The organism is Rathayibacter sp. AY1E8, from assembly GCF_002931415.1.
Classification (GTDB): Bacteria; Actinomycetota; Actinomycetes; order Actinomycetales; family Microbacteriaceae; genus Rathayibacter.
On record NZ_PSVI01000003.1, the window covers coordinates 17,412 to 37,064 of the forward strand.

Here is a 19,653-nt window from a genome sequence, read left to right on the forward strand (position 1 = left end):
GGCGCCCGTGGTCGGCGCTGCTCCCCGTCGTCAGCTGCTCACCGTGGTGGTCGAACGACAGCGGGGCTCCCGCCTCGGCGCACTCACGGCACCGATACCCGAGGGCGACGTCGGCTGCTACCTGGTCCCGGGGCTCCACGAACTGCACGAAGGCGTGCTGTCCCGTGAACGTGAACCCGGCCAGGCAGTCCGCTCCGTCAGCAGTGAGACGGCCAAACACAACCCGTACATCACTCCCGGGCCGTCGCCCGTCAGGCCAAGCACGAGCGCCAGCGTGGTCACTAGACTCCTCGGGGTGCAGGAGTGCGGCCACACCGGCTTGGTTGCGCAGCGGAAAACCGACCCATTCTCCCGTCGCATCACGTGCGACGATATCGGGCGCGACGCGTGCAAAGAAGCGGAGCACCCGGAACATCGTGGCTGTGACTTCGCGGCCCCGCAGCTCGGAGTCGAAGTGGCCCTTCTATGCCTGGGTGTTCGTCCGCAGCCGTTGGTGGGCTGCGGCAGGGATCTCCGCCCAAGACGCGTACGCCCTGAGCCCATAGAATCCGCCGACCATTGCATTGGGGCGATCAGGGGCGACCGGGTGAAGGGCGTGCTGCGTGACGTTCCGCGCGTACCGACACGCGTCGATGAGATTGGCTTCGGGGTCTCGCGGGGCCGCGAAGAGGGCGTTGTAGCTCGCGGAGCCACCGATCTGCTGGAGCCAGTCGTTGAGCACTTGCACGGCCCCGACGAACAACCGAGCTCGCGTCGCGAGAGCATCGAGGTGATCGGTTCGAGCGGTCTCGATGTAGTAGTCGCGCGTTGTGACCTACGCATCTCTCATTGCGGCGCGAAGCGACGCTGTCTCGTCAGCCATGAGGGTCAACGGAATTGGCATCGCTCAACCTCTGTGCGGTTCGACGTTGGGGCGTTCTTCCGACATATCTACTCCGCCTCTCCGCGGCTCACTGCGGGGATCTTCACGTAGTGGATCGTGAACGACGATCCGATGAGGCGGAACTCCTGACGGTTGCGGCCGAAGTCGAAGGGGTTGTCGCTCGGCTTCTGCCAGATGTCGAGGCCCTTGCCCAGGTCGACGCGCCAGCCGTGGTTGGTCTCGATGCGACGGTCGTGGATCGAGTCGTCGAGCCGTACGGCGAGGCGAACGCCTACCGCGTCGGACGCATCCTTGATCGACTTGAGCATCAACAGCTGGCCGTGTTTGAACTCCGCCTTCGGCTCCTCTGTGGTGACGAGTACGACGTCGATCTCGTCGGCGTCGTCTTTGGCCGAGGCAAGCAGGCTGAGCAGGTCCGCGAGGTTGCGCCCCTGATGCGGCATTCGGATGTAGGGGTCCGTGATCACGATCTTGGATGCGCCGCTAACGTAAGGCAGGAGGAGGGACTCGTAGGAGACACCCCTCTGGCCGGCTGAGAAGTCCCGGTGCCCTTCAGTCAGCAGCACATCGGGTGCCGACATCTGAGCTGCGGCGGCGGGTGCGTCGCCGCCTTCCGGAGCGACCGGAACGGACGTGGCCTCATCATCGCCCCCATCGCCGTCGCCGCGGCCAACGGTGTCCCAATCCCGCCGGTACAGCGTCGGGTATTGGCTCTCCTCGAGAGTCGCAACGTCGCGCCACACGCCTGCCTTGTCGGCGTACCGGAAATGGACGGGAGTATCCCGCATCGTGGCGTCGATCCGCAGGATCGAGTCCTTCACTCGCTTGCGGCCCTCGACCGCGAACTCCAGCAACGCACGTACTTCCTCCTCGATTGCGTCACCCGTCGGGTGTACGAGCTTCATCAGCCCGGAGAAGGTCTTGCGGATGCCATCCTGGTCGCGCGTCGAGATCGAGGTGTCGAGCGTGAAGTAGTCCCTGTACTTGTCAGAAAAGTCCTCCGACCGCTTCGCACGCAGAATCTCGGCGAGGTAGTCAACGACGAACCCGTAGCCGGCGGAGAACATTTCCGATCGGATCGCCGCGACCTCCCAGCCGGGGATGTAGTGGTGAATGCGGTCAAGCCACGCGGGGTCGCGGTAGGCGTCGGGCAGCTCGTCGAACAGGTGGGAGTTCTTGAGCATGTATGGCACGGTGTGCGTCGTGTTGCCGATGAAGGCCATCGAGGCCTCGGCTCCGTAGATGCTCGTGCCGCGCGAGAACGACTTGTTCGCGAGGTAGTTCTTCATCACGTTGACGAGGTTCTGGTTGGCGCGCCGGTTGGCTGCGAACTCGTCGAACGCGACGCAATCCCAGTAGCCAACCAGGCCGATACGCCCGCTCGCGTTGTTGACAAACAGCTTGGCGACCGTCACCTCGCCGCCGGAGATGAGGATGCCGTTCGGGGAGAACTCGCTGAAAGTGTGTGACTTACCGGTTCCCTTGGGGCCGAGTTCGACGACGTTGTAGTTGCGCTCGACGAACGGGATGAGCCGGGTCAGCGCGATGAGCTTGCCGCGCTCGTTGAACTGCTCGGGGTTGAGGCCGATCGACTGCATGAGCAGGTCGATCCATTCCTCGGTCGTGAATGCCTTGCGGGCGTCGTGGTAGTGGTCGATGTCGACGCCGGCAACCTGGATGGGCTTGAGCTTGTCGAGAATCCAGGGCACGACACGCTGGTCGTCGGAGTGGAAGTACTCGATGTCGCAGATGCACCAGACGCCGCCGACAAGGAGCTTGGGGTTGTGCTTGACCGTGACGTCATCGATGATGACGCCCTTGATCTGGAGGTTCTCGAACTCCGCCTCGTGGACGTCGTTCTTCTCGTTGAGCGTGACGGTGACCTTGTCGATCACGCGGTGCCGGCCCTTGCGGCGGATCTCCGACTTCGCGAGCATGTGCTCGTTGCGGTTGACGTAGTGAGCTGCGAGGATCTGTCGCACGCTGTCGATCCCGGCCCGGATCGTCGCCTCGTCATCGGAGGCCGCGTACTGGCCCAGCAAGTACTCCAGCACGTAGGAAGGCACCACGGCGTTGCCGCGGACTGCCTTGACGAGGTCCTTACGGACGACGGCACCGGCGAAGTGCTCGTTGATCTTGTCGTCGAGCGCGGATTTTGTCGGCGCGGCGTCGGTCGCCTCAGCCACGGCACGCACGTCGATCTCGTCGAGTGCGTCTTCGAGGTTGGTCATGGCTCTCCTAGAAGTCGAAGTCCGTCGTGAACGACCGCTTGATGGTGTAGTTCCCCTTCGAGAACAACTTCCACTGCGTCGTGTTCGAGATCGGCTCTTCGAGCCGCAACTCGACGGGCCGGTTGTTGAACTCGTCGGCGTCTTGGGTCAGGTACAGCACGGCCTTCTGGTACCGATCGCGCTGGTCGTCGGATGCGCTGTCGAAGGTAAAGACAGGCTGGTCGGAGATCAGCGTCTCACCCACGTAAAGCCCAATTCGGACCTGACGCGGTTGGATCTTGTCCGTAACGGCCTCGCGCTGGAGCAGCTTGACCGCGAGCTGCCCAGTAGTGATCTTGTCGGTCTCGGGCATGAGGTCGACGTTGACCCGACGAACGTCGGTCTTGCGCTTCTTGTTGACCGAGATCACCGGAACGACGATCTCCTGAAGAGATGCGCCGCCGTGGACGTAGCGGGTGCCAGCGCCGGGTTGCGGGATGCGATGGATCGACTTGGGAATCTGGATGTCGAGGTGTCCCGTGAGCCCGGCCTGGGCCGCGGTGAACGTCATGAAGGACGGGGACGGCTTGAGTGCTCGGCCGAGCGCGTAGCGACGGTTGGTCTTGGTGACCGCGTCACCCTGGGGAGACTCCGAGACGTAGTACGCCTGCTCCAGCGGGATGTCCTGATAGAGAAACCCGTGGTCGGCGGTGATCAGGATGTTCGTCGCGTTCGCGCTTGTCCACTTCTTCACCAGCGACACTAACTCGCGTAGCGTCTCCTCGGCGGCCTCGAAGACTGTCCGCTCGGTCGAGGCCTTGTCACCCGCAGCGTCGATGCGGTCGTGGTACACGTAGAAGATCTGGTGCTTCTTATACAGCTCACGAAGCTCGCTCCCCGGCATGGCGAGGACCTCGGAAGCGGTGATGGCGTGCCCCTTGACAGCTTGCAGAATCTTGTCGCGGTTCGCGGTTCCGTTCGTCGGCTTCCCGTCGGCCAGAACCGGCATTCCCTCGGGGTCGAGTTCCAGGCTCGACTGCGGCAGCAGCGACGCCATACCGAGCTGGGTGTAGCTCGGCAGCGAGCCGAGCACGGCCGAGAGTGACGCGTCGAATCGGTCCTCGCCGCGGATCATCGACGCGAGTTCCTCTGCGATCTCGTAACGCACGCCATCGGAGACGATGACGACTGCCTTGGTCCGGCCGTCCTTGACGACAGGGGCGACGTGACGGTCGAAGAACTTCGCCTGCGGCGCGAGCGTCGCTGACTTCCAATCGCTCATGGGCTCAAGAGCCTGCTGCCAGAGCCCGCCGAAGACGTAGAGGTACTTGTTGGCGTACTGCTTGTCTACCTCGGCCTTGAGCGATTCGAGCGGCTTTTGAAAGTCGGCGGTCTGGTGGGCGTAGGTGAACCAGCGGTAGTGCTGGTCGATGCGGAACCAGTCGGACTGGTACTTCTCCAACCCGACGGCGACTGAGGCGATGATGTGCGGGAGGCCAACAATCGCGGCGAGCAACTCTGAGGCGCTCTGAATGGCCTGGTAGAGCTTCGTGTACTTAGCCTTCCACAGGCTCTCCTGGCGCTGCCGCACGATGTCGGCAACCTCGCGCGGCGTCACCGACTGAGTAGCGACCGCAGCGGCAAGGTCTACGATCACCTTGCGGTCGATTTCCTCGAAGATCGTGATCCTGGCCAGCTCGCGGTAGTCGCGACGCTCTATTTTGGACTTCACGTCAAGTGCGTCAGCCGCGCGCGAGGCGAGCGTCGTCATCGTGTCCTGACTGCGGACGTCGTAGCGAAGGGCGTTGAAGTCGCTGCGGATATTGCGGAACTCGTCGGGGGTGGCCGACGCGAAGTCTTCGCTGGCGCGGCCGAACATCCACAGGACGAAATCGTCGATCGTCGGCGTCACGCTCGCGTACTTATAGATGCTCGCGAGCCCATCCCAGAAGAACTGATCGAGCCCGAAGGTGACGAGATCCTCGAACTTGGCGCTCTTCCCAACAGCGTTCTCAACCAACAGTTCCCGCACGATGTCGGTGAGCTTGTTCCCTGGCGCCTTGACCAGCACCTGGCACATCTTGGCACGCAGGCGCGCGGCGTCGTCTCCCTCATTGAGGAGCTTCTCCAGCGCCAGCTTGCGGTTGTTCGCAGCGAGGAACTTCTGGTGCCGCTCGATCACCGGCAACAGGGCGGGGTCGCCCAGGCCAAGCTCCTGCTGGAGCATGGAGGCCCTGTCGGCCGTGAACACGCCGTACGCGAGTTCGAGATCCAGCAGCCAATTCGCGGTCCCGCGGGGGATGTCGCCCGAGCGATAGACGACGTACCTGCTGAAGTGATCGGCGAGAACTGCATTCTTCGCGCCGAACTCGTTGCCCTCGACACGGATGACGTTGGCCGCGCCGAGATCGAGCACATCGACGTCGGCGGAGTACTCGCCGGCGGGATCGTTCCAAAACACAACGCGCTCCGAGGCGAGTCGGCTTTGGAGGGCGTCCTGGACGGAGGTCAGATCAGTCACTCGCTGCCTCCAATCCAGGGATCTTCTTGAGTGCCACACCGAACTTGAGGTAGTTCGCCTTCACGCCGTCATCGAGGTCAATCAGGACGTTCTCAGACGCCTTCGGGAAGAGCGTGACGTGCTCGTACTCGTTCAGCTCGACGAGCATCCTTCGGAGCCGGTCCGCCTCCTTCGCGTTCCCAAGACGCTCGGCGTGCTGGAGGGCAGACTCCAGCTTGGTCACGTACTCACGCAAGTAGGTCAGCACCGCCGAGACCGTCGACGGCGTGTACCGGTGCATGCAGATCAGCGCGTTGAATGAGCCGTTGGGACTAGAGAACAACCAGTAGATCGGCCGTTTCTTGTACCGCTTAATGTGGTCCTTGTAGAACGACTTCACGAAGTAGTCGCGAAGGTTCTTCACCCCAAGTGACTCGGTGATGAACCGCAGGTTCTCCTCGAAGTGCTGCTCACCGAACGCAGCACGAAGGAACTGGCGGAACCGCTCGACAATGTCGTCCTCGAACCAGTTGCCCTCCACAATCGGGATGACGTTGTCGCTGTCCGGCATGAACGTGGGCTTGGGGCACTTCGTGAGATAGTCCTCGGCGGTCGCGCCCCGGTCGGCGAGGATCAGCCCCGGTTCGTCAAGGCCGTAGCGCCCGAACATGCACCCAACCGAATACGAGACAAAGTCGCGAATTAATTCCGCAGTAGCAAGCGACTGGTATTCAGTCGTCGACCGCCCCGGACCGTAGCGAAAGCTGGGGTTTGCAAGCAACGAGTGCTCACTCCACGGGATTTCCGCGGGTTTGGGCAGTCCAGCGGCCTCTGCGACTTCCCTTTCGATCTCATTCTCACAGTGCGCCAGTGCCGCGGTCATCGAAGCGCTCTCGGCGTGAACGGCGGCGACTGAATCGATCACTCGCCCATGCCGCCCATCCGACAGGAGGGCGGACCGCGTGAAATCCAAGGACAATTCTTCGCGATCCCAATCGAGCTTGCTCAACTCTCGGCAAGTCTTGCCCGCTTCCGGACTCACCTCGACGAATGGGAAATCAAGAAGCGTAGCGGGCCGCAGATTCAACGTCGGGTTCAGCTCCTTCACGAGCGATGTCACAGTTCGGGAGTTAAGATAGGCCGAAATGCTATCGAGAGGCGTGCTGCTGGCAACGACAAAGCAGCTCGCATCGTTGTGAACAACTCTTGCGTCGCTGTACCGGAAGGAGGGGATCCGCGTGCCGATTTTTGTCCACGAGAGGTTCTCCCGGAAGTACAGGGAGGCATTGCGGATCACAGCCCCCGAGCTCTGCTGCTTAATCAGCCCGCCGTTGCCTCGCCAATCCATCACACTGAGAGTTGGGTCGTACCACCGACGGAACTCTCCCCCCTTCGTCGAAGGCGTCCACTTAGCTCGATCCATGCCCTCCTTTCCGGCCACGTTTAGGTCGCTCCGGGAAACCTCGAACCAGTAGCGGACGAACCGACCATTGGCACCTGTCTGCGAACCAACACCAGCTTGGAGATACTTGCGAATAGGCGGACCAGCCAAGAAGTCTGAAATCGAGGCATCTGCGAAGTATGCGAGAAGCGCGCCGCGCAGGGCAAGGAAATCGTGCGAAGAACGTTCGAAATGCCGCGGGTCGTCAGGATCGTGTGCCGCTACGCGAACCGCGAGTTTCGGGTCTTCCTCACCGAGAAGTCGTAGGTATGTTCCCAGCGCAGGTAAAGCCGCGTGGCGAAACACCGTCGCGACAACTGCAACCACCTCGCCACCAAAGGAGTCGAACACACCTGTGCCCAGGTGGCAGAGCGTCGCGATCGCCCTAGTCTCAAGTAGGCGCCGTCGAAGATTCTCGAATGACGACAGATACATCCAACTCTGCATCGTCACGAGGGCGCTCATCCCTCCGGGAACCACCAGCGAGCCAGCTCGGGAGATGAAGCAGGCATCCAGGCCCCAGGCCGAGTCGTCGTAGCGGGAATCTACGAAGCTCGTCAGCAGGTCCCCCATGTTTCCCCGACCCATGAAGGGAGGGTTGGCCACAAGTACCGAGTACTGCTGCATGAGGAACTCCGCTTGGCGGACCGCCTTCTGGGCCCAGTTGAGTGCGTCGGTGCGAAGGATGTCGCCGTCGGCATCGAGTTTCGCGAGGTGGCCAGCGAGCCGGACGGTGAGATCCGAATCTGGCTGGATGAGCGAACCGATAGTGTCGGCGTCCGCGAACTGGTTCCAGTACGCCTCTTCCGCGTGACGGTCGCCGTCCTTCGTGACGAGGTATTCCAGCTCGTCTGGAGTGAAGGTGATGGGGTCGAGGACCGCGATGTTTGGTTCGACCGGGTTCTTGAGGAACAGCTTGCGCTTGGCCGCGGCCTTCATCGTCAGGGCAAACGCGGCCAAAGCACCGGAGCGCCGGTCGATCTCGGTTCCATAGAGGTTGTTCGTGAGGATCAGGCGCGGGATCTGCGACGGGGCGTAACCCTCCTCCTCGTAGATCGCGTAAAGCAAGTCGAAAGCGTAGGTGAGCATGTGCCCCGAGCCGCACGCCGGGTCGATTACCTTGAGTTCTTCAGGCTTGCTGATCTTGAGGAAGTCGGTCTCCTCGTCGACCGGGGCGATGTAGTAGTCCATCTGGTCGACGACTCGGGACTCGGGGTGGTTGAGCATCCACAGGCGACCGAGGGAGTTCTCGACGAGGTACCGGACGATCCAGTGCGGGGTGAAGAGCTGGGTGGCGGCAGGGATCTCGTCGGCGCCGGCCTTCTTATTCTTCTTGAACCCGGCGAAGACCTCGCCCTTGCGCTCGGAAATGTAGAACTGGTAGAGCCAGCCGATGACCTCGACATCCTGGCAGACCTCCTCGGTGAGCACGTTAACGGAGCGATCCAGGGTGGAGTCCTCCGCGAGCAGGTTGGCGGGGATGAGGAGCTCAGTGTAGTCGCCCTCACGCTCGAACATGAAGGGCATGGCTCGGTTCCAGTAGCGGCAGTAGTCCGCGAGGAGGAGCGCGTAGGCCTCGGCTTGTGCATCGACGCCCGGGCGCGGCTGGCGGGTGCCGTTGAGCAACCCAGTGACGGTCGCCGCGTTCGCGCCCTTGACTACGTCGCCGTCGATCTGACTGCGCTTGGCGGCGGCCAGCACCTCGGGCTGCGCAACCTGATCGGCTGCGGGCGAGACGACGCCGACGCCCGTGTAACCGTTGGCGTCCATGAAGCGCAGGGCGATGATGCGATTGAACCAGATGTAGGCAACCTTGTCGGCCACATGGGCCTTGCCCTCGTCGTCACCGCCCGCGGCAGCGATGGCGCGCTCCAGTGCGCTCACGGCTCCCTGTTGCTCGACGCGCTCGGGCGACCCCTGGGTGAGCACGGCTGCAATGCGCGCGCCCACCTCGCGGATGAGTTCCGTGCGCGCCGACGTGGCGAAGGACTTGAGTGATGCGGTGTCCATTACAGCGTGATTCGCTTTCCGTCGTTGAGGGTCGCGACGAGCGCGGCGCGGTACTTGGCAAGGTAGGTGTCGACGTCAGCCTCGGACTCCAAGACGCCCGAAGCGCCAGGCACACTGATCGACTTGACCGACACCATCGGCTTCGGCGGCGGGGCATCGCCATTCCCACCCTGCTGCGCCGCAACGAGCCGACTCAGCAACTCCGGGTATTCGTCCTGGTCGAAGCTCGCGCCCACCTGGAGAATGAGCGCCACCTGAGTCTCGCCTCCGAGTCGCGCGAGAATGCCGTCGATCCGCCGGATCACGCTCTCCTGCGCGGCTGGGGTGGCCTTGGCATAGTAGGCGCTCCCGAGGATCTCGGCCTTACGCCTATCGATCGCCGCCGTCACCTCGGTGCGCTTGTCAGAGACGACGTCGTCGATCGCCCCCCGCAGAGAATCGGACTCCGCCTTCAGATGGTTCATCTTGTAGCCGCGGAAGGCGCTCGCGTCTGAGAGTAGGGCGTTGACTGAGTCGTCGCTGCCCGCGGGAAGGTAACCGAGGTTTCCCATGTTTGCGGTAAGGAGAGCTCGAGCCTCGTCGAAGATCTTGGCCTGCTGGCCGTTGAGGAAGGACTTGATCGGGTCGATTATGTCTTCCTTCGCTTCGAGCAGCTCGTCGGCCTTGTCGAAGTCGCTGAGGTACCAGTCGACCTGCTTTCCGATTACCTCGTCAAGTAGGGCGACGACGCCGGAGAGCTGGCCGATGAACGGGTACCGACTGCTACTGACGAGGGCATTGAGTTCATCGCGTCTGGACGCGAGCTTGCCTTTGCCGAATTCGGCCAACTCGGCAGAGTCGCTCGGCACGGCGCCCTCGTCGAAGAAGTCCGTGCAGAACTTCTTGAACGCGGCGACCTTCGCGTGGTCGTATGCCTTCTGCGGTGCGACCACGACGTGATGGTGCTTGCCGGTGTTTCGGATGAGGGGTGCTGCCTCAGTCCGGACGACCGGGTTGGAGTCGACGCTGAATGCCGCCTTGCCGTTGCCGACGAGCCATCCCAGAACGACTTCGATAGAGCCAAGATCCCAGCCATAGGGCTTGGTCTCGAAGCGGTCGACGATCTTCTTGACCGTCACCTGTTCGCCCAGGCCTGTCTGGGTAATGATCCAGGATTCCATCTCTGTGCCCGGCGACTTGAGTGCGCTGAGTGTCGCCGCGTCGAACAGCCCTGTGTCGTTCTGCACCGCGCTGGTGACTTGCTGTTCGGGGAACACCTTGCCGCCGAGCAGGCCGAGGCTCGTGTAGGTCCGGCTGACGAGTTCCTGGAACCCGTCGGCCGCGCGCGCGACGGCGTCCTGTGAGCTGGAGGTGACTTCGGCGGCGTTGATGATGAGCTGGGCCTTGCCAACCGCCTGGCGGAGGCGCTCGATAAGCTCCTTCTCGCGGTCGGAGTTGAGTACCTGCTTGGACTGGAGGATCGCCTGCATTGAGGGCGTGGCACCGGAGTTGGTGCGCTGCTTTGTGTATTTCTCTGTCTTGAGCAGCAGGCGCAGGTCCGCGAGCAGCCGCTTGTCGCGGCCGAGGAAGATCCGCAGCTCGTCTCTGCCCATGCTCTGCGCCGCAATCTCGGAGTCGCTGTAACTCGTCTCGGGCGTGATGAAGTGGATGGTCAGCTCGCGCTGGGTTCCCTGGGGCACGTCGTCGAGCTTGTAGCCGAACGAGAAGTCCTGGCCGTTCTTGACGTACTTGAGCTTGTTGATCTTGAGGATGTCGGAGGAGAGGTACCGGAAAAGCTTGCCGGAGATCTCCGAGGAGTCGATGTCAACCGCCTTGATCTCCTTCTCGATCTCCTGCTCCTCGTTGGTCAGATACTCGTAGATGTTGCCGTTGCGCTGGACGTACGACTGAGCCTCCAACAGGTTGAGCGCCTCCTGCACCTGCTTGCCCAGCGCAGTGAGGTCGAGCCCGAAGCGGTCGTAGACAAGCACGGTGAGGTTGCGGGGCGTGGCCTTGAAGGTATCGACGTACTTGACCAGGAACAGCGCCTTGAGCAGCCGATTGGCGAGGATCGTGATGTCGGAGCCGGGGTCGGGCAGATGCTTCTCGGCTTGAAGGATCGCGCTCTGGGCAGCTGACTTCAGTGCGGCGCTGATACCCGCGAACATCTGGTCAAAGGTTGCGAGGTAGCCCACCTGTTCGGTGCCGATGCGCTTTGCGACCTCCTGGACCACGCCGAGCATCGAGCGTTCGCCGACCGAGCTGTTCTTGCCCTCGAACATGTTGTGATCGGATAGGCCCTCGATCGCGGCCTGGAACATCGGGATCTGGTACGTGACGAACGGATACGTGCTGATGAACCGTCCACCATCGACGTAGTTGCGGTAGGTCTTCGCGCCGTCGACGAAGTCGAAGATCGTCTTGAAGTTAGCACCTTCCTTGGCATGGATGGCCATGAGCTCTGCGGCGCCTGCATCGTTCTTCTCCAGCAGACGCTTGTTGATGACCTCTTCGACGTCCTGGCTGGTGAGCTTTACCTTGGCGCTGAATCGAGCCTGGATCTTGGAGAAGTCGTTTCCCTGCCGCCTGGTGCGGTCGCCGATGACCTTGTCCATGTCCTCCTGCGAGGTGACGAAGACCCACGACTGCCCCTTGCACCTCGTGTTCAGGGACTCGGCGATCGTCTGAAGGTTGAGCATCAGCTTGACATCGTCGGCTATGAACTGGCCGACCTCGTCGACGAAGAAGTTGAGCCGGAAGCCAGATTCCTGCTTATCGATCCACGCCTTGACCGAGGTGGCGAAGTCCTCGATCGACACGGCGTAGGACTTCTGGTACTGCGCGATGATGCCGGGGTTCGCCTCACCGTTGACCTCGACGAACGCCTTGTCGATGTTGTGACCTTCCAGGGCGGTCTGCTCGCGCCCCTGCGACCAGTCGATGCCGGATTGCCTGGCGAAGGCGGCCTTGAATGCCTGGTACTGGCCGCGCTTGTCGAGATCCTCCTCGAACCGGGCGACAGCGCCGTCGTTGCCGAAGTAGCCGCGGCTCTCGTCGAAGACCTTGACGAAGACCTTGAGCAGGGCGTCGGTCTGGTCCTTGGCGATCAGAGTCGCCTTCTGGTCGATGTTGAACAGCAGGCTCTTGGCTGGGATGGCGGCGGCCTTCTTCAGCGAAGCGATGAGCATCGCATCCTCTGTCTTGGCCAGGAAGCTCTCGCTCACCCTCTCGCGCGGGAACGCCTGGCCTTCGACGTCACCGAGAAGGTGCGCGAGCATCTTCAGCAGGTGAGACTTACCGGAGCCGAAGAAGCCGGAGATCCACACACCGTTGGCGTTCGTGTAGTTGCTGTACTCCTCCAGCAGCGGTGCGACGCCCTTCGCGGCGTCGTTAGTGAAGACGTACTCCTCGACCTCGACGCCCAGGTGGTCGACATCGTCGGCCTTGACGACGCCCTCGATCGAGCGGGCGACGTCTTTGAGGAAGATCTCGTTGAGTTTCATCGGGTCATGCTTCCTGGTCGAGGATGCGCTTCGCGCGGTAGAAGGAGTCGTCCTTGAGCTGGCCGAAGAGGACCAGTGATGAGCCCTGCGTGGCCGACACGTCGTAGCGGCCGGGGAAGAACATCAGCATCGGCCTGTCGGAGACAACTGTTTGCAGGTTGTTGAGCACTGTATGCGAGCGCACGAACGGGAACACCTCACCGATGCCCGTGATGAAAAGAATCTGGAACGACTCGGCTGCGATGCGCTCCTTAATCGCCAGAGCCAGGTGCATCTGCGGGTCGAGCATGTTTTGAAGCATCTTGAGGAAGTCGGGCTTGTCCATCGTCGGCTCGGCGGCGAGGACGCGCTCCCATACGTTGCGCTTCTTCAGCAACTCGACGCATAAGTCGTAGAGGTTGATCTCGAGGACCTTGATGCCGCGCTCGGTGTCGAGTTTGGTCTTGAGGCGCTTCCTGGTCTGAGCGACGCCAAGCGCCCACGTCGGGTCGTAGTCATAGATGAAGTGAGCGACCTCGTTGCCGAGGCCCTCCATATTGAGGAAACGCTCGCTGCTGAGCACCCTGAACAGGTGCTCCTCTTGCTGAGCCAGTGCGGGCTTGGCGTGCAGGGGCATCAGGCCACCCTCGTCGGGAAGAAGCGGATATCGCTCGGTGAGCGCTCGTTGAGGCACTCGGCGACGCGAGCGGAGAGGAGAGCGGGTTCGATCGCGCGCTGAGTGGTCAGCAGCCCCGCCTCGACCATCATCTTGAACAGCACCTCTCGGAGCTTCTTGTAGGAGAGGTCCGTGACGTCGTCTAGTTCGTCGTGCCACATGGCCTTGGCGCGGTAGAAGGAGTCGTAGTCCTCATAGGCGACGGTGTTCGCCAAGATGAGGAAGCGTTCGCGCAGGACTTCCTCGGCGAATTCTCCGATGAGGTCATAGCGGCGGCAAGCCGCGGCCCACATGAGGTGGCCGCGCTCGGAAGCGTTGACCTCGTCGAGGAACACAACCTCGAGGTCTGAGAGTGCTGACAGGCGCTTGACGGTCTCTCGAACGAGCCGCACCCCCGTCCGGTAGGTCCGGGCCTGAAGGAGGTTCTCGTCGACCGCAAGGTCGCGTACCTTCACCCAATCACGATGCTCGACGTAGACTGGTGCCAATACTGCGGCCTCACGCTCCAGGAGGCCGCCGGTCGTGAACGAGAGCGCGTAGCGCGGCGCTGCGGGCGAATTGCTGTTCACGGACGCCCCTCTCTGGAAAATCGCAAGTTGATCAGGATACGTCGTTCCTCCGACACTGCGGAGCAATCGTCACGTGTCGCCTTCGTCGTCTTGGTGCCCGGGCGCCGCTCCGCCGCTGCGCACCCATTCGTCGATCTCGCTGACCTGGAATTTTCAGAGTCGGCCGACGCGGCGGGCGGGCATGCTCTTGTCGGCGATCCAGTCGTAGACGGTATCTTTCGCAATGCCCAGGTGGGCGGCGATCTCCGCAGCAGACAGCCAGGGCGCAGCCACGTCGTTAGACCTCCGGATGGAGTGCGCGAAGTACACACAGTCACACCCTATCGGCGGTGAAACCCGTCGAATACGCCGATCAGGTCAATTGCGTTCCAGAAGTACTCGCTCGCGCGTCGATCACCGGAGATCGCCTGCAGGAGGTTCACGGTGGCGAGGCCTGCTGCGTGGGCCGCCGTGCTGGTCGAGGAGCCGTCGTCGAAGCGGAGGAGGGTCTCGCGGAACGTGTCGCGGAGTCCGGGATCGAACTCCGTCGCGTACGCGTTTCAGGCGTCCTCAAGCGGATGGCACGGGGCGGGATCCTGCACGCCGCCCGGCTCCCCGCACCCGGTGAGGAGGAGCGTGGTCGCCAGCACGGCCGGCACGGTGGTGGTGCGTCTCAAGGGTGTCCCGTCGGTCGAGGGCCGGTCCCGGAGGCGGTCCGCTCCCGGGTCCGCCGGGTTCCTCCGCGGTGGATCCGAGGACCGTACCCGGCCCGGGCTCGCCGACCGGGCGCGCGGCGCGGAACGGGTCCGCCCGGCGCGTCCGGCGTGCTGCCCGACGGGTTCCCGCCCAGGGTCGGGTGGGGCCCCCGGCAGGGGGTAGCGTCGACAGGTGCGATTCCCGTGGCGTTCCCGAGACAGCGAGCGACTGCCGCGGGACGTGCTCGTGCTGGGGGTCGTCGCCTTCTTCGTGATGCTGGGGTTCGGCGTCGTCGTGCCGGTGCTGCCGACCTACGTGCGCAGCTTCGGCGTCGACTACACGGCGGTCGGCGCGGTCGTCTCGGCGTTCGCTCTGATGCGGCTGGTCGCGAATCCGTTCGTGGGGCCGCTGGTCGACCGGTTCGGCGAGCGGGTCGTGCTCGCCGTCGGCATCGGCATCGTCGCGCTCTCCTCGGCGCTGGTCGGCTTCGCCTCCGACTACCCGCACCTCCTCCTGCTGCGCGGAGTCGGCGGCATCGGCTCCGCGATGTTCTCCGTCGCGGCGATGACGCTCCTCCTGCGCACCGCGAGCCCGGAGCGGCGCGGCCGCTCGATCGGCTTCTACCAGGGCGGCTTCCTGCTCGGCGGCATGGCGGGCCCCGCGGTGGGGGGCGTGCTCACGGCGATCTCGCTCACCGCCCCCTTCTTCTTCTACGCCGGCACGCTCGCGATCGCGGGGCTCGTCGGGCTGATCCTGCTGCAGCGGCCGGAGCGCGACGCGGCACCGTCCGCCGCGGCGAGGACGAAGCCCCTGCGCGAGGTCGCCCGCGACCGCCGGTACCAGAGCGCGGTGCTGGCGAACTTCGCCCTCGGCTGGTCGGCGATGGGAGTCCGCGCGACGCTCGTCCCCGTGCTCGTCGTCGAGGGGCTCGGCGGGCAGCCCGCCTGGACCGGCATCGCGTTCGCGATCGCCGCGGTGGTGCAGACGATCGCGCTAGCGCCCGCCGGCCGCTTCGTCGACACGGTCGGTCGGCGCCCGGCGCTGATCGGCGGATTCTCCGTCGCGGCGGTGGCGATGCTGGCGATGCCGTTCGTCTCGGAGCTGTGGCTGCTCGTCGTGCTGCTCTGCGTCTACGGAGCGGCGGCCGCCTTCATGGGCACGGCCCCGGGTGCGCTGGTCGGTGACGCCGCGGGCGAGCGCGGCGGCAAGCCGGTCTCGGTGTTCCAGGCCGCGTCCGACCTGGGCGGCGTGATCGGGCCGCTGCTCGCAGGCGCTCTCGCCGACGCCGCATCGCCGACCGCGGCCTTCGCCTCCGCCTTCGTGCTGCTGGCGGCGAGCGCGCTGCTCGGCCTGCGGATCCCGCGCTCGCGGATCGCCTAGCTGTTCCGCCCGCGGGCGTCGACGGGCCAGACGGCGCCGCCGCCGTCGCGGAGGAGGACGCGGTACTCGTCGGCCAGGTTCACCGCGACGCAGACGTGGTTCGGCGCGATCCGCACCCGCGTCCCCACGGGCAGGTCGACACCGGTGATCGTCGCATGGTGCTCCGAGAGCACCGGGATGCGCGCCTCCGGGTGCTCCGGGAGGCGGCCGAAGCCGCTCGAGGCCGCGCCACGATCGGAGGAGAGCACCTTGCTGCCCGCGTCGGCGATCAGGTGGTCGCCGCGGCGGGACACGATCGTGGCGAGGACGGTGACGGCGATGTCCTCGGGCGTCGTCGTGCCGATCTCCCACTGCTGGGCGTCGCCGAGGGCCGAGACCCCGGGGCGCAGCTCCGTGAGCACCGAGGAGTCGGCGAACGCGGCCGACGGGGTCGAGCCTCCGCTGACCACGCGGGCCTCGACTCCGGACGCCGCGAGCGACGCGACCGACTCGGCGAGCGCGCGCGCCTCGTCGCGGGCGGCCGCCGCTCCGTTTCCGGCCGCGTAGCTGTGGCCGGGGAAGGTGAAGACGCCGGCGACGTCGAGCCCGGCCGAGACGGCGGCCGCGGCGATCGCGCCGGCTTCGGCGGGGAGCACGCCGCTGCGGTGGTGGCCGGAGTCGATCTCGACGACGACCTCGAGCCCCTCGCGCTCGGGCAGGGCCGCGGCCAGGCGCTCGGCCGACTCCGCCGAGTCGACGCCGACCCGCACACGGGCGCTCGCGAGGACATGGCGGAGCCGCCCGGCGCGCTCGGCGTCGAGCCAGAGCGGGTAGGCGATGAAGAGGTCGCGGATCCCTCCCGCGGCGAAGACCTCGGCCTCCGAGACGGTCGCGACGGTGAGCCCGACGGCCCCCGCGGCGAGCTGGCGCCGGGCGATCTCGAGCGACTTGTGGGTCTTCGCGTGGGGGCGGAGCGCCAGACCCCGCTCGCGGGCAGCCGCGGCGACGGCGGCGATGTCGCGGTCGAGCACCGCCTCGTCGAGCACCAGCGCCGGAGTGGCGAGAGCGTCGAGCACGGCGGAGCGGGTGGAGCGGGCGGAGGAGTCGGCGGCGGCGGTATCGACGGTCACGCGCCGAGCCTAGGCCGCACCACCGGCCCGCGTCCGGCCGTCACGGCGGCCTCGCGCCGGTCCGCCGCCGGTCATCGCGCCCCGAAGAAGGCCCCGCGGAGGGATCCCGTCGAGCACGACACCGCGTCGACCTCGGAGGCGGCCGCGCCGCTCCGACACCGTCTTCCGGATCGCCCACCTCTCCGCCGGGACGCTCCCGACGATGCTTCCGGGCTTCGGCGTCGTCAGGCTGAGCACTCTCGTCCACTGACCGTTCATCCGCCGCGGGATGCGGGAGGACCCCGGCGCTGCCAGGCTGAGCGGATGACTCCGCAGTCCTCCCGCCTCCGGCCCTTCGGCCCGTCCGGCGCCACCGTCACCCGGCTGACCCTCGGCACCTCCTGGCGCCCCGAGCGCGTCGCCGACCTCGATCGGGTGCCGGCCCTCGAGCGCGTCCTCGACTCCGACGCCGCCACCCGCGCCGTCTCCGTCGTCGACACGTCCAACGAGTACGCCGGCGGCCACAGCGAGCGCCTGATCGGCGAGGCCCTGCAGGCCCGCGGCGGTGTCCCCGAGGGGATCACCGTGGTCACCAAGCTCGACCGCGACCCGAGCACCGGCAGCTACTCGGCCGAGCGGATGCGCCGCAGCCTCGACGAGAGCCGCGAGCGCCTCGGGATGGACGTCCTCCCCCTGCTCTACCTGCACGACCCCGAGCGCATCTCGTACGACGAGGCCTTCGCCGAGGACGGCCCGGTCCGCGCGCTCGTCGCGATGAAGGAGGCGGGCGTCGCCCTCTCGATCGGGATCTCGGGCGGACCCGCGCCGATGCTGCGCCACTACGTCGACACCGGCCTCTTCGACGCCGTGATCACCCACAACCGCTTCACGCTGGTCGACCGCTCCTCCGAGGAGCTGATCGACGCGTCCGTCGACCGCGGCGTGATCGTGGTCAACGCGGCGGTCTACGGCGGAGGCGCCCTCGCGCGCTGGCCGGAGCCGGTCGCCTCCTACGCCTACCGGCCGGCGCCGCGCGAGATCGTCGACGCCGTCGCGGCGATGGGAGCGGCCTGCGACCGGGCGGGCGTGCCGCTCGCCGCCGCCGCGCTGCAGTTCTCGACGCGCGACCCCCGCGTGACGACGACGGTCGTCGGCGCCGCCTCCGCCGAGCACTACGACTCCTTCGTGGCCGACGACGCGCTCGAGATCCCCGACGCCCTGTTCGAGGAGCTGGAGTCGCTCGCTCCGCCGAGCACCGTCTGGCAGGACGCGCCCGGGTCGACCTGGCCGCGCTGATCCGGGCATAGCCGGGCTCTCCTCCCGGTTGGAGCACGTGACCCCCTCCGCGAGATGCCGCCGGCGTGCGCCCTCACCGGCGTATCGCGTACCGAAGCGGCGTTCCGCGGAGAAGCACGACAGGAGAGACATGACCGACACCGCCTTGTTCCAGCCGCTGACGCTCCGCTCGAGGACCGCGCGCAACCGCCTCTGGGCGGCACCGATGTGCCAGTACTCGGTGGAGGCGCAGGACGGCGTGCCCACCTCGTGGCACCTCGTGCACCTCGGCGGGCTCGCGCGCGGCGGATCGGGTGTCGTCATCGCGGAGGCCACCGCCGTCGTCCCCGAGGGGCGGATCAGCCCCTGGGACACGGGGCTGTGGAACGACGAGCAGCGCGACGCCTGGGCTCCGATCGTCGATTTCGTGCACGGACAGGGCGCGCTCGCGGGCGTGCAGCTCGCCCACGCGGGCCGGAAGGCGTCGACCTACCGCGAGTGGAGCGGACGCGGATCCGTGCCGCTGGAGGACGGCGGCTGGCCGACCGTCGCTCCCTCGGCCGTCGCGTTCGAGGGCTACGCGGAGCCGCGCGAGCTGGCCGCGGAGGAGCTGCCCGGCCTCGTCGAGGCGTTCCGCGCCTCCGCCCGCCGCGCCGCGGACGCCGGCTTCGACGTGATCGAGCTGCACGCCGCGCACGGGTACCTGCTCCATCAGTTCCTGTCGCCGCTCTCGAACACCCGCGAGGACTCCTACGGCGGCTCGCTCGAGAACCGGGCGCGCCTGCTGCTCGAGGTCGTCCGCGCGGTCCGCGCCGAGATCGGGGAGCTCGTTCTGCTCGTCCGCTTCTCCGCGACCGACTGGGCCGAGGGCGGCTGGACGCTGGAGGAGACGATCACCGTCTCGGCGTGGGCGCGCGCCGAGGGCGTGGACCTCTTCGACGTGTCGACCGGCGGACTCGTGCACGCCAGCATCCCGGTGGCGCCGCTCTACCAGGTGCCGTTCGCGCGCGACCTGCGGAGGGCGACCGGTGCGCTGGTCGGCGCCGTGGGACTCATCACCACGGCGGAGCAGGCGGAGGGCGTGGTCGCGAACGGCGACGCCGACGTCGTGCTGCTCGCCCGCGAGCTGCTGCGCGACCCGAACGCTCCGGTGCGGATGGCGCACGAGCTCGGCGCGGACCTGCCGGTGCCCCCGCAGTACACCCGGGCCTGGCGCTGAGCCTTCAACCGCGAGATGCCACCTGTGCGCACGCCTCGCGGCGTGTCATGTGCACAAGTGGCATCTCGCGGAGGAGAGCGGTCGGGCTCCCCGGAGGAGAGCGTCAGCTCTCGGAGGGCTCCTCGGGAGCGTCCTCCTCGGGGTTGAAGTGCGAGTCTCCGGAGACCCCCACCGCCAGCCCGTCCTCGGAGTGCGGGATGGTCTCGTCGTCGCCGAGACCGTTCGCCTTCTTCTCGCCCTCGGACGAGGTGGCTGCGTCGGTCACG

At 65.8% G+C, this 19,653-nt stretch carries 11 protein-coding genes and 1 pseudogene; 3 read left to right on the plus strand and 9 right to left on the minus strand.

What is annotated here, in order from left to right; genetic code table 11:
* Window positions 1–930 precede the first annotated feature (930 nt).
* The 7 genes and pseudogenes from brxL to C5C74_RS18015 form a co-directional block, all read right to left on the minus strand.
* The gene (gene brxL, locus C5C74_RS01620; RefSeq protein WP_104323597.1) at window positions 931–3,114 is read right to left on the minus strand and encodes a BREX system Lon protease-like protein BrxL; all 2,184 of its coding nucleotides are present in this window, start codon (window positions 3,112–3,114) and stop codon (window positions 931–933) included.
* Between the two features lie 7 nt (window positions 3,115–3,121).
* Window positions 3,122–5,614, minus strand: a complete 2,493-nt coding sequence (gene pglZ, locus C5C74_RS01625; protein ID WP_104350866.1) for a BREX-1 system phosphatase PglZ type A — start codon at window positions 5,612–5,614, stop codon at window positions 3,122–3,124.
* Entirely contained in the window at window positions 5,607–9,044 is a 3,438-nt protein-coding gene (gene pglX, locus C5C74_RS01630) for a BREX-1 system adenine-specific DNA-methyltransferase PglX (RefSeq protein ID WP_104350867.1), read from the minus strand. Before pglX ends, pglZ begins: the two co-directional genes overlap by 8 nt.
* Window positions 9,044–12,526 carry a BREX system P-loop protein BrxC gene (gene brxC / locus C5C74_RS01635; protein ID WP_104323594.1) on the minus strand — a complete coding sequence of 1,161 codons (3,483 nt, stop codon included), beginning with the start codon at window positions 12,524–12,526 and terminating at the stop codon, window positions 9,044–9,046. The genes pglX and brxC overlap by 1 nt, the downstream gene beginning before the upstream one ends.
* A 4-nt stretch (window positions 12,527–12,530) precedes the next feature.
* A complete protein-coding gene (locus C5C74_RS01640; protein ID WP_104323593.1) occupies window positions 12,531–13,142 on the minus strand; it encodes a DUF1788 domain-containing protein in 612 nt (203 codons plus the stop codon).
* On the minus strand, window positions 13,142–13,750 hold the full coding sequence (locus C5C74_RS01645) for a DUF1819 family protein (RefSeq protein WP_104323592.1): 609 nt from the start codon (window positions 13,748–13,750) through the stop codon (window positions 13,142–13,144). Before C5C74_RS01645 ends, C5C74_RS01640 begins: the two co-directional genes overlap by 1 nt.
* Window positions 13,751–13,819: 69 nt before the next feature.
* A pseudogene (locus C5C74_RS18015) lies at window positions 13,820–14,023 on the minus strand (helix-turn-helix domain-containing protein).
* A 594-nt stretch (window positions 14,024–14,617) separates the two neighbouring features.
* On the opposite strand from C5C74_RS18015, the gene C5C74_RS01655 reads away from it, so the two are divergent.
* The gene (locus C5C74_RS01655) at window positions 14,618–15,805 is read left to right on the plus strand and encodes an MFS transporter (protein WP_244229579.1); all 1,188 of its coding nucleotides are present in this window, start codon (window positions 14,618–14,620) and stop codon (window positions 15,803–15,805) included.
* Here C5C74_RS01655 and C5C74_RS01660 read toward each other — a convergent pair.
* A complete protein-coding gene (locus tag C5C74_RS01660) occupies window positions 15,802–16,914 on the minus strand; it encodes an alanine racemase (protein ID WP_258064077.1) in 1,113 nt (370 codons plus the stop codon). The genes C5C74_RS01655 and C5C74_RS01660 overlap by 4 nt on opposite strands.
* A 303-nt stretch (window positions 16,915–17,217) precedes the next feature.
* On the opposite strand from C5C74_RS01660, the gene C5C74_RS01665 reads away from it, so the two are divergent.
* Entirely contained in the window at window positions 17,218–18,189 is a 972-nt protein-coding gene (locus C5C74_RS01665; RefSeq protein WP_104339514.1) for an aldo/keto reductase, read from the plus strand.
* Window positions 18,190–18,319: 130 nt separating this feature from the next.
* Window positions 18,320–19,387 (plus strand): NADH:flavin oxidoreductase/NADH oxidase, encoded by a 1,068-nt coding sequence (locus C5C74_RS01670; RefSeq protein ID WP_104335205.1) that lies wholly within the window; start codon window positions 18,320–18,322, stop codon window positions 19,385–19,387.
* 103 nt (window positions 19,388–19,490) lie between these two features.
* On the opposite strand, the gene C5C74_RS17215 is transcribed toward C5C74_RS01670, so the two are convergent.
* Window positions 19,491–19,652, minus strand: coding sequence for a hypothetical protein (locus C5C74_RS17215; protein ID WP_167299017.1), 162 nt, complete (start codon window positions 19,650–19,652; stop codon window positions 19,491–19,493).
* Window position 19,653: the final 1 nt, after the last annotated feature.

Bases quoted from the DNA above. Each gene is read 5' to 3' on its own strand.
- brxL (WP_104323597.1), bottom strand. From the start codon at position 3,114: ATGACCAACCTCGAAGACGCACTCGACGAGATCGACGTGCGTGCCGTG.
- pglX (WP_104350867.1), bottom strand. From the start codon at position 9,044: ATGGACACCGCATCACTCAAGTCCTTCGCCACGTCGGCGCGCACGGAA.
- brxC (WP_104323594.1), bottom strand. From the start codon at position 12,526: ATGAAACTCAACGAGATCTTCCTCAAAGACGTCGCCCGCTCGATCGAG.
- C5C74_RS01640 (WP_104323593.1), bottom strand. From the start codon at position 13,142: ATGCCCCTGCACGCCAAGCCCGCACTGGCTCAGCAAGAGGAGCACCTG.
- C5C74_RS01665 (WP_104339514.1), top strand. From the start codon at position 17,218: ATGACTCCGCAGTCCTCCCGCCTCCGGCCCTTCGGCCCGTCCGGCGCC.
- C5C74_RS01670 (WP_104335205.1), top strand. From the start codon at position 18,320: ATGACCGACACCGCCTTGTTCCAGCCGCTGACGCTCCGCTCGAGGACC.